Source organism: uncultured Streptococcus sp., assembly GCF_963536705.1.
GTDB lineage: Bacteria > Bacillota > Bacilli > Lactobacillales > Streptococcaceae > Streptococcus.
This window is the reverse complement of record NZ_CAUTAP010000012.1, coordinates 27,687-39,815: the sequence shown is the minus strand read 5'-3', so window position 1 is coordinate 39,815 and position 12,129 is coordinate 27,687. Positions and strand designations below refer to the sequence as shown.

At 43.9% G+C, this 12,129-nt stretch carries 13 protein-coding genes and 1 tRNA gene; 3 read left to right on the top strand and 11 right to left on the bottom strand.

Annotated features, from left to right (window positions below; translation table 11 throughout):
* Positions 1 to 77: 77 nt before the first annotated feature.
* The 6 genes from RWX26_RS07800 to RWX26_RS07775 all read right to left on the bottom strand — a co-directional run bounded on the left by RWX26_RS07800 (position 78) and on the right by RWX26_RS07775 (position 4,021).
* Positions 78 to 806, bottom strand: coding sequence for a hypothetical protein (locus RWX26_RS07800; protein ID WP_314580689.1), 729 nt, complete (start codon positions 804 to 806; stop codon positions 78 to 80).
* A gap of 5 nt (positions 807 to 811) precedes the next feature.
* Entirely contained in the window at positions 812 to 2,266 is a 1,455-nt protein-coding gene (locus RWX26_RS07795; RefSeq protein WP_314580596.1) for a T7SS effector LXG polymorphic toxin, read from the bottom strand.
* Positions 2,263 to 2,922, bottom strand: coding sequence for a DUF4176 domain-containing protein (locus RWX26_RS07790; protein ID WP_314580594.1), 660 nt, complete (start codon positions 2,920 to 2,922; stop codon positions 2,263 to 2,265). The genes RWX26_RS07795 and RWX26_RS07790 overlap by 4 nt, the downstream gene beginning before the upstream one ends.
* Positions 2,923 to 2,949: 27 nt before the next feature.
* Complete coding sequence (locus RWX26_RS07785) at positions 2,950 to 3,213, bottom strand: hypothetical protein (RefSeq protein ID WP_314580590.1); 264 nt, start codon at positions 3,211 to 3,213, stop codon at positions 2,950 to 2,952.
* A 13-nt stretch (positions 3,214 to 3,226) separates the two neighbouring features.
* Positions 3,227 to 3,646: a DUF5082 family protein gene (locus RWX26_RS07780; RefSeq protein WP_314580586.1), complete on the bottom strand. Its 420-nt coding sequence runs from the start codon at positions 3,644 to 3,646 to the stop codon at positions 3,227 to 3,229.
* Between the two features lie 78 nt (positions 3,647 to 3,724).
* A complete protein-coding gene (locus RWX26_RS07775; protein ID WP_111676673.1) occupies positions 3,725 to 4,021 on the bottom strand; it encodes a WXG100 family type VII secretion target in 297 nt (98 codons plus the stop codon).
* A 244-nt stretch (positions 4,022 to 4,265) separates the two neighbouring features.
* Here RWX26_RS07775 and RWX26_RS07770 point away from each other — a divergent pair, with 244 nt between their 5' ends.
* Entirely contained in the window at positions 4,266 to 6,677 is a 2,412-nt protein-coding gene (locus tag RWX26_RS07770; RefSeq protein ID WP_314580584.1) for a bifunctional 2',3'-cyclic-nucleotide 2'-phosphodiesterase/3'-nucleotidase, read from the top strand.
* 43 nt (positions 6,678 to 6,720) lie between these two features.
* On the opposite strand, the gene RWX26_RS07765 is transcribed toward RWX26_RS07770, so the two are convergent.
* The 5 genes from RWX26_RS07765 to RWX26_RS07745 form a co-directional block, all read right to left on the bottom strand.
* A complete protein-coding gene (locus tag RWX26_RS07765; protein ID WP_314580582.1) occupies positions 6,721 to 7,473 on the bottom strand; it encodes a 16S rRNA (uracil(1498)-N(3))-methyltransferase in 753 nt (250 codons plus the stop codon).
* Positions 7,474 to 8,427 carry a 50S ribosomal protein L11 methyltransferase gene (gene prmA / locus RWX26_RS07760; RefSeq protein WP_314580579.1) on the bottom strand — a complete coding sequence of 318 codons (954 nt, stop codon included), beginning with the start codon at positions 8,425 to 8,427 and terminating at the stop codon, positions 7,474 to 7,476. It abuts the gene before it with no gap.
* Between the two features lie 143 nt (positions 8,428 to 8,570).
* Positions 8,571 to 9,041 (bottom strand): GNAT family N-acetyltransferase, encoded by a 471-nt coding sequence (locus tag RWX26_RS07755; protein ID WP_125341182.1) that lies wholly within the window; start codon positions 9,039 to 9,041, stop codon positions 8,571 to 8,573.
* Positions 9,038 to 9,490 carry an NUDIX hydrolase gene (locus RWX26_RS07750; RefSeq protein ID WP_314580575.1) on the bottom strand — a complete coding sequence of 151 codons (453 nt, stop codon included), beginning with the start codon at positions 9,488 to 9,490 and terminating at the stop codon, positions 9,038 to 9,040. The genes RWX26_RS07755 and RWX26_RS07750 overlap by 4 nt, the downstream gene beginning before the upstream one ends.
* A gap of 9 nt (positions 9,491 to 9,499) precedes the next feature.
* Entirely contained in the window at positions 9,500 to 9,970 is a 471-nt protein-coding gene (locus RWX26_RS07745; RefSeq protein WP_314580573.1) for a DUF3013 family protein, read from the bottom strand.
* 87 nt (positions 9,971 to 10,057) lie between these two features.
* Here RWX26_RS07745 and RWX26_RS07740 point away from each other — a divergent pair, with 87 nt between their 5' ends.
* Both RWX26_RS07740 and RWX26_RS07735 read left to right on the top strand, forming a co-directional pair.
* Positions 10,058 to 11,326, top strand: a complete 1,269-nt coding sequence (locus tag RWX26_RS07740) for a replication-associated recombination protein A (protein ID WP_314580571.1) — start codon at positions 10,058 to 10,060, stop codon at positions 11,324 to 11,326.
* Between the two features lie 265 nt (positions 11,327 to 11,591).
* Positions 11,592 to 11,664, top strand: a tRNA-Lys gene (locus RWX26_RS07735).
* Positions 11,665 to 12,129: the final 465 nt, after the last annotated feature.

Sequence of the window (12,129 nt, the reverse complement as noted above, 5' to 3'; positions counted from 1 at the left end):
TTCATGGTTAAATAGCTGATACAGTATAAACCTTTCGGTCTTACTTCCATATTGTTTTAGATTTCTTCTAACATTAATTACAATCTGTCATTATCAGGATGTTTCCTTATATAAATTGCTGCATAAATAGAGTCTATAACAACAGCTGGTAAAGTCAATGTAAATAAAATTCCCAATAAGATACCCAAAATATTTACAACATAGCCAGTTAACAGAGCTGGAAGAAACATAACAACTCCAAAGATTACACAAAAATTGAACAGCAGTTCTTTCTTCTTACTCTTTGCTTTAACACCGTAAGTTTTCCACTGGTTAATCTTCCAAACTTTCCCTTTATTTTGAGGTAGGTAATACCAAGCATAAAAACCACAAGCGAAGAAAAAGAGGAGCAACATTGGAATAACATAGAATAGACTCAAATCCGAATCGTAGACAGTTCGTGCACTAAGAGAACTTCCATTTGAAACGAACATCAATAGGCCGATAAAACATAAGCAGACCAACACTGTCCAAGACACTAAAGCAATTAAGATGTAGGTTAAAGACTTAAAGCGGTTTATCAAAGAGTTAAAACGTCCAAAGAGAATACTCACTACATTAATAATGACACAGGTAAGAAATATAACTTTAATAATTCCAATATTATCCTTATAACCACCACCAAAATATAAAAACAAACTAATAGGTAGGCTAATCCAAGGATAAAGTTTAATATAACCTAGACTGACACCATCAGTAATCAGGGGACCATGATATCTTTCCTTAGTAATATTATTTTTCCTAGATTTATTATTCAATTCTTTCATATTCATCAGCTGAACCACCCCGCTACTGCCTTGAAACCACTTCCAATGGCATTTGTTGCAGCCTTTAATCCATCTTTAGCTACGTCTGTCACAGACTTATTGCCCATAAAATCCCATTTTTGATTCATAGCCCAAGAAATAGCCATACCAGCTCCCGCACCAACAACGGTACCAACAGGACCTCCAATCATCGTACCGATTGCCGCACCAGCATAGGCCGCACCAGCGCTAGAAACTGTATCTACAGTCTGGTTCACTGCAAAGTTTCGAATTTTCTCACCTGTTGAAGACGTCTTATCGTCAAGGAAAGATTCTTTTAAATTCATACCGATTGATAAAAGAGAGCCTGCAACTCCTAAGAATTTCCCGCCTTTAGCCCATTTCCCAGCCTCTTTAAACCCTTTAAAATCATTGAAAGGATTAATACCAGATTTCAAAGCATCTTTTGCCGCAGCCGTTCCTGCTTTGTTTGCATCTTTCAAGGCATTTTGCCAACCCGTCATTTTAACGCCCTTACCGATATTAGTCTTGCGAATATCAGACTGCTTAGTCTCAGTTTGAAATTCTTTCCCTCTCTTATATACCCTGTTATTGTTTCTGTTATAAAGATTCTGGCGTTTTGAACCAATTTGAACACGACCCTTGCTGTCAACAATAATTTTTCTGCCGTTTATATATTTGACTTCTTTTAAATAAGTGCTTACTGTTTTGACAACTTTAGTTCCTTTTTTCACCCATTTATTTAACTTAATCACGGCCTTACTAATCTTAGTCAATAATTCCAAAGGAGTTAAGCCATTAACATCCTGGGTGATTTTCTGAACTTCCTTCAAAAAGTCTTTGTCATTATAAAACGCTTTAGCATCTTCCGAACTAAAACCACTGCTTGTAAAAGCGTTAAGACTTTCCAAACTCTGAGTCTGCATTTCCAGTACTTTAGAGTACTCATCTCCCCGTTTCCAGCCATTGAAGCTAGCCATATTGGTTTTAGTATCGGTCAAAATGGTCTTTCCTTCTGACAAAGGAGTAGTAATTGTGCTGGCATCTGGATTCGTCAGACTGATAATATCAGAAATGGAGCTATAAATATTTGCAGTTGCTTGATTCACCGTACTAATATTGGTCTCTATACTCGAAAAGCCATCTAAAAGCCCTTGTAGATAATCCGTATCAATAATTGCATCTGTGGCTGTCTCTGAGACTGTTGATTTAAACTGTTCAATAGTCTTATCATATTGAGCAGAAAGAACGGCTAAAGCATTAGAAAAATTTGTCAATAAGGGAACCTGATGGTTATTTATCTTAGCATCAATTGCTCCCTTGACATCTCCCTCTAAGCTTCCCGAACGTACCAAATTCTCAAAAGAGGTCTTAGCTGTCTCAAGCTGAGTAGTAATCGAGGTTTGTGAGTTAGACAAAGCTGTCTTCTGGTTATGAACCTCTGTCATATCTATTTTCATCTATCTTCTCCTTCAATACTATGTGTCATGGAAAAAACCCTATATCGAAAATAATCCCTACGATACTGCTGATCTACATAGGATTGATCCAAAGTATCGCTGTAACCTTCTTGTATAATCTGGGAAATCAAATAGCTTGGAATAAACAAAGGTTCAACATCTAGTCTCATACCATAAGGATAGATGCTAGCTAGATAATCTATGTATTCCCGGTCGTCTGGTTCAGAAAGCAATCTCCGCCCCATAATCATCGCCATAAAAGGAACCTTGGCCTTTTCCATCTCGGATACCAATTCCTCTGGAAGCAGCTCGCGATCTAACTCTACCAAACTGCCCAAAGGAAGGATTGGAGCCAACAGTAAATCAGTATAAGATAACCAAATTCTAAAGTCTTTCATAGACAAAACGAGCTCCGAGCCTAAATAAGCCAGAGTTGCTTTTTCTCTTTCCCAATCAAACTCCATCGTAACAGATGTGCCAAGCAAGCTACTGTAGCTATAAAAGGACTCTTTCTTGACAATTGCCAACTGAAGTCTACGAAATGCATCTCCTTGACTGATCAAGGATTTACCCACTTGCTCCAAAATGGCTCTTTCGCCCTCATCAACTTCTAATTGAAGCAAGGAGTTCTGATAAAGGTCACTTATTTCATTCATTTATCTCGTTCCTTTCTGCTAACCTACCTATTTAGCATTTGCTTGATTTTGGTCATCAGTCACTTTATTCTGAGCTGCTTGATTCATTCGCGTCACATCGGTTGTTGTGAAAGACTTGAGACTGCTAATCGCTGCATTGAAAGAGTCAATATCATCATTAAAAGATGTAAAAGGAGTCATCGTCGTTGCTGAAAAAGTTAACTCTGCCATTTCTGCTATCCCAGAGACATTTGTACTGACTGCAGAAGTAAGTCCCGTCCAAACACCATAATCTGTTCCTGTTTTTGCCATTAATTTTCACCCTCTATTCTGAACTAGCTGAATTAGCCAAAGCCTGATAATTAAGCATGTTATTATAAGCTGTATCTGCTGCTGTCTGTAAATTGGCTGACTCTGTTTGAAGCTCTCCGATTCTAGTATTTATACTACTCAAATTTGTATCATGGCTCGTTTTATTGGTTGTAGCAGCGGTATTAGCAGAATCGTACTTCTCTGCATATTTATTCTTCCGATCTCCTTTAAAGCTGGATTCATCTTCCCCTTTTATTTTCGTTAAGGCATCTATAATACCTGTCTGAAAATTATTTATCTGAGTGGATAAGTCTGATTTGGCCGTCTCTAAGCGAGAAATCTTTGCATCTACTGCTGCTTTTTGAGACTTTGCATTATTGCACTTCTGTGATGCTTCATTAGCTAATCTTTGGTACTCAGATGCATTCGACATTTATATTCTCCTCTTTCTGAATTCTGACTAAAATAAAGAGAGATAGGAAGCAATCCCATCCCTCCATTCCAGAGTTTTTTATCCTTTGAAACCAAAGCTATTTGCATCCGCTGTATCACGTTCTGATACAGTATTAGCATAACTAACCAATTGTTGATTGATAGAGCTCAACAATTCTTGGAATTTAACCACATCACCATGCAATTGTTGATATTGTTCAAGATAAGATTGGAAGGCACTACCTTTCCAGTGTGCTTGCATTTCACCGTTAGCAGTATTTACTGTCTGAATAGCTGCTTCGATTTGATCGCGAGCATTAGAATAAACTGCAGCTTGCGAGGTGAGCTGTTCTGGGGATAATGAAATTTCTGCCATAATTGGACTCCTTATTTATAATTTAATTGTTCTTAATAGAACATCTTATGTTAACGATTTTAACTTTTTTGTTAATGCTTGTCAAGTATTTTACAATAGATTTTTATTATGTGATTACTATTAAAGGATATATTCTATTTTTTTGAATACTTCTTATTACTTATATAGTTTTCTAAAAACTTGATGAGAGCGCTTTAATATAGTATAATATAAGTCTGAAATTCATTTTAACAAAGGAGATATTATGTCTAAATCATCCCTTCAAAAAACGGTTGTGCTTTTAAGTACAGCAGCTCTTGCGGCAGCTGTAAATGCTGTTCAGGCTGATGAGAATACTCCAGCAGTCACTACTAATCCTGCCCCAGTAGAAAGCAGCGCAGCGGAAGCAAAACCAACGACTGCTGCAAATCCTACTGAAGCTACTGCGACACCAGAGAACACGGAGCCTAGCTCTGCTATTTCCCCAGAAAATGCCAGCGGAAATACTGATGCTTTGATGGCTATGGCTCGAAATGTAGCAGCTACTGAGGATACTAAGCCCGTGGAGGGACAGACTGTCGATCTTCGTATCTTGGCAACAACCGACCTCCATACCAACTTAGTCAACTACGACTACTATCAGGACAAGCCGGTCGAGACCTTGGGACTGGCTAAAACAGCCGTGCTAATCGAGAAGGCCAAGAAAGAAAATCCGAACGTCCTCTTAGTCGACAATGGCGATACCATTCAAGGAACGCCGCTTGGAACCTATAAGGCCATTGTGGATCCTGTGGAGAAGGGCGAGCAGCACCCTATGTACGCTGCCCTGCAGGCTCTGGGCTTTGAAGCTGGTACTCTAGGGAACCATGAGTTCAACTACGGCCTGGACTATCTGAACCGCGTGATTGAGACAGCTGGCCTGCCAATCGTCAATGCCAATGTGCTGGATCCAGCGACTGGTAAATTCATCTATCAGCCTTACAAAATCATCGAAAAGACCTTTACAGATACTCAGGGACGCTTGACGACCGTCAAGATTGGTGTGACAGGGATTGTACCGCCGCAGATTCTAAACTGGGATAAGGCAAACCTAGAAGGAAAAGTGGTCGTTCGCGATTCTGTTGAGGCTATTCGAGACATTATTCCTGAGATGCGCAAGGCAGGTGCAGACATCACTTTGGTGCTTTCTCACTCTGGTATCGGAGATGACAAGTATGAAAAAGGCGAGGAAAATGAAGGCTATCAAATCGCTAGCCTGCCAGGTGTGGATGCTGTCGTAACGGGCCACTCCCACGCAGAATTTCCAAGTGGAAACGGAACTGGCTTCTACGAAAAATACCCTGGCGTAGACGGTGTCAACGGTAAAATCAACGGTACTCCAGTAACCATGGCTGGAAAATACGGCGACCATCTGGGCGTCATTGATCTCAAGCTGAACTATACCGACGGCAAATGGAAAGTCACTGACAGCAAGGGCTCCATCCGCAAGGTGGATACCAAGTCTAATGTAGCTGATCAGCGCGTCATTGATATTGCCCAAGAATCCCACCAAGGGACTATCAACTATGTCCGCCAGCAAGTCGGTACTACGACTGCACCGATTACAAGCTACTTCTCTCTGGTCAAAGACGATCCATCCGTGCAAATCGTCAACAATGCCCAGCTTTGGTATGCTAAGCAAGAGCTGGCTGGCACGCCTGAAGCCAATCTTCCTATCCTGTCTGCAGCAGCGCCTTTCAAGGCAGGAACTCGTGGGGACGCAACGGCTTACACAGACATTCCAGCTGGTCCTATTGCCATCAAGAACGTAGCAGACCTCTATCTCTATGACAATGTCACTGCTATCCTCAAGGTCAACGGTGCCCAGCTCAAAGAATGGTTGGAAATGTCAGCTGGCCAGTTCAATACCATTGACCCAAACAATAGCCAACCGCAAAATCTGGTCAATACTGACTACCGGACTTATAACTTTGATGTTATCGACGGTGTTACCTATGAGTTTGACATTACCCAGCCGAACAAATACGACCGCGAAGGCAAACTGGCCAACCCAAATGCCAGTCGGGTCCGCAACCTGAAATACCAAGGCAAGGAGATTGACCCCAATCAGGAATTTATCGTCGTGACTAACAACTACCGGTCCAACGGTAACTTCCCAGGTGTTCGAGAAGCCAGCCTCAATCGTCTCCTCAATCTGGAAAACCGCCAAGCTATCATCAACTATATCTTGGCTGTCAAAAATATCAATCCAAGTGCAGATCAGAACTGGCATTTCGCTGATACCATCAAAGGACTGGACCTGCGCTTCCTGACAGCTGATAAGGCCAAGAACTTGATCGGTACTGACGGAGACATCGTCTATCTAGCAGCTTCTGCCCAAGAAGGATTCGGCGAATACAAATTCGTCTACGTCGCACCGAAAACTGAATCAGTTCCTATTGAGCAACCAAGCTCTCCGACTACCGCAGTTGAAGCAGCCAATCTGCAGCATAGCAGAGTAGACTTCCCTGTCTTGACTGCTGTTGACCCTAGCACAAACAAGCAAGCATCCCACAGACAGGCAGGAACAGAAAGCCTCCCAGCAACCGGAGAAAAGTCATCCTCGCTCGGACTCTTGGGACTTGTCATGACCGGACTTGCAGGAATCTTCGCCTTCAAAAAACGAGAAAGACAATAATGATTAAAAAATCAGCAGCCAAAATGGCTGCTGATTTTGCTTTTTAAAGACTGTCCTTACTCAATTCCAACAAAACACTGACTGCGGTCAAGGCATAAAGCGGAGCGGTTTCAGCTCGCAGGATACGTGGACCTAGACCAGCGGAGACTGCCCCTGCTTGGTCAAAGGCAGCTATTTCATCCGGAGATAGTCCACCCTCCGGTCCGAAGATAAAGAGCAGTTTGTCTCCCTTAGATAACCCTCTCACAGCCTGCACCAGAGTAGCAGCTTCCCCTACCTTTGCTGCTTCCTCGTAGGCTACGATGATGCGGTCAAAGTCTGTCAAGGCTGCCAGAAAGTCTGCCTTTTTATCAAAGAGCCGAATCTCAGGAATCAGATTGCGCTTGCTCTGCTCTGCTGCTCCCTGAGCAATTTTCTCTAGCTTTTCACTCTTTTTAGCCAGCTTTTTACCATCCCACTTGGCCACCGACCAGTCCGCTGGAAAAGCCCAGATAGCACTGGCTCCTAGCTCCGTTACCTTCTGAGTGATGAATTCCAACTTATCGCCCTTAGGAAAGCCTGAAGCAATGGTCACTTGAACTGGCAACTCTGTATTGTCTGCCAGCTCCTCCAAGATTTCCAAGCTCTGCTGGCCGGGGTCTAACACCCGAGCCAGCCGTTTCATGCCATCATCAAAAACCAGTGTGACTTGGTCACCCTCTTTGAGCCGCATGACTGAAAACATATGTTTGGCCGTATCCTTATCCGTGACCACCAGAGGGGACTGAGGACTTCCTTTTATAAAATACTGCTGCATCTAACCACCTATCACGCCTGAAATGTCCTGCGTTTTCTTAAAGACACAGGCATTCCATTCGCCCTGAATCATATGCGTTTCCAGGAAAAATCCTGCTGCTTCTGCTGACTCGCGCACCATTTCCCACTTCTCAGAAATGATCCCACTCATAATCAGATAACCCTCATCCTTGACCAGACGATAGGCATCCTCTGTCAGATGGATGAGAATATCCGCCAAGATATTGGCAACTATGACGTCCGCCTTGATTTCCACACCTCGGAGAAGATCCCCCGGCGCCACATGAATGTTCTCCATACCAGGGTTGAGCTCAATATTTTCCTGCGCCACGCGCACCGCCACCTCGTCCAAATCATAGGCGTAGATGTCCTTAGCGCCTAAGAGAGAGCTGGCAATGGAGAGGACGCCGCTGCCTGTGCCCACATCCAACACCGTTTCTCCGCCTCGCAAGACCTGCTCCAGCGCAAAGAGGCTCATCTTGGTCGTCGGGTGAGTGCCCGTACCAAAGGCCATGCCAGGATCCAGCTTGATAATCTTCTCACCAGCTGTCGCCTCATAGTCCGTCCAGGATGGCACAATGGTCAAGTCGTGGGTAATCCGAGCCGGCTCAAAGTATTTCTTCCAATTGTCCGCCCAGTCTTCCTCAGCCAGTTCCTGCCGAGTCAGCTGAATATCTCCCGTCTCCAATCCGAAGCCATCCAGCTCAGCCAGACGCTCATTGGCCTTGGCCGCAACAGCCTCTATATTCACCGAATCCGGGTAGTAGCCAGTAATCCTGACCCGATCGCTCTGCTCAACTTCTGGAAAAAGCTCACCGTACTGATCAACCTGCCCCAGATAATCTGCGCTGTCATCGATAGCCACGCCCTGACTGCCCAGCTCGATCAGAATATTAGAGGCTGCTTCTTCCGCCTCCCGCTTCACTTCAATCGTTAATTCCTGCCAAGTATCCATATTTAAAATACCAAGCCCGTAAAACACAAAGCCAAAATAGGAAATTCTCTGACGACGTTTGTGTCTAAGAGAACTTTATCTTTTTGCCACAGTGTTTAGGGCGGGTTCAGTTTAGAAATTTAACTGAACGATCCTTTCTTTGTTTATTTCATTGTCTTCGTCATGTAAACCATATCCATGCCCTCTTTTTCAGGCTCAGTATGGGTCTGATGATAGCCGTTTTTCTCATAAAAAGCTACCATGCCTTTGTCCTGGAAAACCGTGCACAAATCCCATTTCATAACGTTGGAAAATTTCTCCTCAATCAGACCAAGCCCCTCAGAACCATATCCTTTGTTCTGGTACTCTGGCAAAATCGCCACTGTCCCAATCCAGCCTGCTGTCTGTTCGTCATTTGTATTCAAGCGAATAAAGCCCAGAATCTTCTCGTCGTCTTTGACAAAATAATAAAAACTATTGGGCCGCTCAACCAGCTTCCAGCGAATCCGCTCTCGCTCCTCCAGATAGGGGTCGTATTGATCCTGATATTTCTCATAAACGGCCTTAAAACTCGCTCGCTGAATGGCAATAATGGTCTCTAAATCCTCAGCTCCTGCCCGCTCAATATGAATCATGCTTGTACCTCCAAATAATCGCTCAACCTGTCCTGCAGCTGCGGAATAACCTTTTTATCTGATAAGAACTGGCTCGCATCCATCATCTGATAAGCCTGTCCCTCGTCGCCAAAGACAATGCTGGCAAATTCTTCCTGAGTGATGGTTCCCACCATAAAAATAGAGGTTTTGTCAGGATCAAGCATTCCTTGATATTCCTTAGCCCAGACAATATCCACTTCTTCGAGCTTCAAACCAAGCTCTTCAAAAACTTCTCTTTGGATGCATTCAAAAGGTGTCTCCTCGCCCTCGCGGCCACCGCCCGGCAACTCCCACATATTGGGCCAAGGAATGGTTGAAATATCGTCTCGCAAGATAGTCAGCAGCTTGTCATCACAAATCAAGGCAATCTTGCAGCCAGAAAACTCCATCTGTTTGTGCAGCAAATCTAGTCCTTTTTCATCCACCATAAGCGCCTCCTAATACCTTGGATAGGAATAAAAGTCTGTCTCAGTCAAATCCGCTCTGCCATTTTCAAAAGCCTCAGCATTCCAAGCCATCTCAAACTCTGCCGCCTCTGGATCTGCTAAAAAGTCCATGAGTGCATCGAGACCAGACTCAGCCGTTTGGGTTAGAAAATCCACGAAATAAGCCAGAAACTCCCGTGACAGCCCCTTCTTCGGCTCATAGGCCAGGGCAGCCAGATAGTCCTCGGCCTCAAAACGAGACTTGACCGGATTATAGAAAAGCACGGCTTCCTCAAAGTAAATATCCTCAGCCGAGGCATTGCCCTCAACATCAACAGTTTCAACCCCACCCAGATTTTGCACCTCAAGGAGAAAGGCTACTTCCACTGCGTGATTTTTTTTGTCCCAATTTATCTCATAGTCAAAAGGAAAGCTCTTCCCCATTTCCTCGTCCAATATCTCCAAAAAACCGTACTTAGCCATGATTTCCTCTTTTCATTGTGATAAAATATTACTATCTACAATAGTAACACAAAACGCTAAGAAAAACACTTGCAGAAAGGAAATCTTATGCCAGAAAACCTAGCCCTGCGCATGCGCCCGACCGGCATTGATCAGATCATCGGCCAACAGCATCTGGTCGGACCTGGGAAAATCATCCGTCGCATGGTTGAAGCCAACCGCCTGTCCTCGATGATTCTCTACGGACCACCCGGCATCGGCAAAACCTCTATTGCCTCGGCTATTGCCGGCACAACCAAGTTCGCCTTTCGCACCTTTAACGCCACCGTAGATAGCAAGAAGCGCCTGCAGGAGATTGCTGAAGAAGCGAAATTTTCCGGCGGACTGGTGCTCTTGCTAGACGAGATTCACCGCTTGGACAAGACCAAACAAGACTTTCTACTGCCGCTCTTAGAAAGCGGTCTAGTCATCATGATTGGAGCGACGACAGAAAATCCTTTCTTTTCTGTCACTCCGGCTATTCGAAGCCGAGTTCAGATATTTGAGCTTGAGCCCCTAAGTAACGACGACATCCGGACAGCCATTCAGCTAGCCCTGACAGACAAGGAGCGAGGATTTGATTTCCCAGTGGAGTTAGACGATGAGGCTCTGGAATTCATTGCCATCTCTACCAACGGAGACCTGCGCTCTGCCTATAACTCGCTGGACCTAGCCGTACTCTCTACCCCAGAAGATAGCAAGGGCATTCGCCACATCACGCTCGATGTCATGGAAAACAGCCTGCAAAAAAGCTATATCACCATGGATAAGGACGGAGACGGCCATTACGATGTCCTCTCTGCCCTGCAGAAGTCCATCCGCGGCTCCGATGTCAATGCCAGCCTCCACTATGCAGCTCGTCTCATTGAGGCTGGAGACCTACCTATCCTAGCTCGACGATTGACCGTTATTGCTTACGAGGATATCGGCCTGGCAAATCCTGACGCTCAAGTCCATACGGTTACAGCTCTAGAAGCAGCTCAACGGATCGGCTTTCCTGAAGCTCGCATCCTTATTGCCAATATTGTTATTGATTTGGCTCTATCTCCCAAGTCCAACTCAGCCTATCTAGCCATGGACAAGGCCTTAGCTGACTTACGAAAGAATGGAAACCTTCCCATCCCCCGCCACTTACGAGACGGCCACTATGCTGGCAGCAAGGAATTGGGCAACGCACAGGACTATCTCTACCCTCACTCCTATCCTGGCAATTGGGTCAAGCAGGACTATCTGCCCGACAAGATAAAAGATGCCAATTATTTCACTCCTAATGAGAATGGCAAATACGAGCGAGCCCTTGGGATGACTAAGGATAAGATTGACGACTTAAAAAAATGATGACATCGTTTGCAAAAAATCACATTTTTCTCTTGAATTTTTCAAAATTTATGGTATCATAATTATAGAAACGCTGTGGTGTACGACTTCACACTTAAGTGTTGACCGACTATTTTTTGTATTATTAGGGAAACAAAAGACTTCTAACAGCATGCAGGCCGTTTCACGCGGAAGCAGCTTCAGTTAGAGCGAGTTGCCCACCTGCTTAATTGCGCGGGTTCAATACAAATCGTGAAGGTCCGGCACCAATACAGCTTTTTCTATTGCCTCCTTAGCTCAGCTGGCAGAGCAGCGGACTCTTAATCCGTGGGTCGCAGGTTCGATCCCTGCAGGGGGCATAGAAATAGATAAGAAAAAGCCTTGGTTTCAGGGCTTTTTTGTTTATTTAATCCCGCTTTTTTCAGCTCAATCATCTCCTTAAATTCAAAGTAGATTTTCCACAAAAAAATCCCCTTCCTTTAGACACAAGAAAGGAGGGGCATCGCATAGAAAAAACTACGAGAGAAGATTGAAGCAAAATATATTTGACGAAAACCTGATAAAGATGATCACACACCGAGCATATTCCTAAGGATGTCTTATAATTTTTTTGGTTTAGGAATTAAGAAAGATTATATATATCAAGTTTTGATGTACTTCACGCTTGCACATCAAAGCGGCCTTCCCCGTAGTTCTGAGCAACTAATTTGTTCTAGGAAACATCTTAGTTGCTTTTTATTTTAAAACAACTATATTACGGAACATCACAGTCTTGATTAACAAAAGGATACAAGATAGTGACTGATTGTAAAAAAAGCACTTTT

Bases quoted from the DNA above. Each gene is read 5' to 3' on its own strand.
- RWX26_RS07800 (WP_314580689.1), bottom strand. From the start codon at position 806: ATGAAAGAATTGAATAATAAATCTAGGAAAAATAATATTACTAAGGAA.
- RWX26_RS07795 (WP_314580596.1), bottom strand. From the start codon at position 2,266: ATGAAAATAGATATGACAGAGGTTCATAACCAGAAGACAGCTTTGTCT.
- RWX26_RS07790 (WP_314580594.1), bottom strand. From the start codon at position 2,922: ATGAATGAAATAAGTGACCTTTATCAGAACTCCTTGCTTCAATTAGAA.
- RWX26_RS07785 (WP_314580590.1), bottom strand. From the start codon at position 3,213: ATGGCAAAAACAGGAACAGATTATGGTGTTTGGACGGGACTTACTTCT.
- RWX26_RS07780 (WP_314580586.1), bottom strand. From the start codon at position 3,646: ATGTCGAATGCATCTGAGTACCAAAGATTAGCTAATGAAGCATCACAG.
- RWX26_RS07775 (WP_111676673.1), bottom strand. From the start codon at position 4,021: ATGGCAGAAATTTCATTATCCCCAGAACAGCTCACCTCGCAAGCTGCA.
- RWX26_RS07770 (WP_314580584.1), top strand. From the start codon at position 4,266: ATGTCTAAATCATCCCTTCAAAAAACGGTTGTGCTTTTAAGTACAGCA.
- RWX26_RS07765 (WP_314580582.1), bottom strand. From the start codon at position 7,473: ATGCAGCAGTATTTTATAAAAGGAAGTCCTCAGTCCCCTCTGGTGGTC.
- prmA (WP_314580579.1), bottom strand. From the start codon at position 8,427: ATGGATACTTGGCAGGAATTAACGATTGAAGTGAAGCGGGAGGCGGAA.
- RWX26_RS07755 (WP_125341182.1), bottom strand. From the start codon at position 9,041: ATGATTCATATTGAGCGGGCAGGAGCTGAGGATTTAGAGACCATTATT.
- RWX26_RS07750 (WP_314580575.1), bottom strand. From the start codon at position 9,490: ATGGTGGATGAAAAAGGACTAGATTTGCTGCACAAACAGATGGAGTTT.
- RWX26_RS07745 (WP_314580573.1), bottom strand. From the start codon at position 9,970: ATGGCTAAGTACGGTTTTTTGGAGATATTGGACGAGGAAATGGGGAAG.
- RWX26_RS07740 (WP_314580571.1), top strand. From the start codon at position 10,058: ATGCCAGAAAACCTAGCCCTGCGCATGCGCCCGACCGGCATTGATCAG.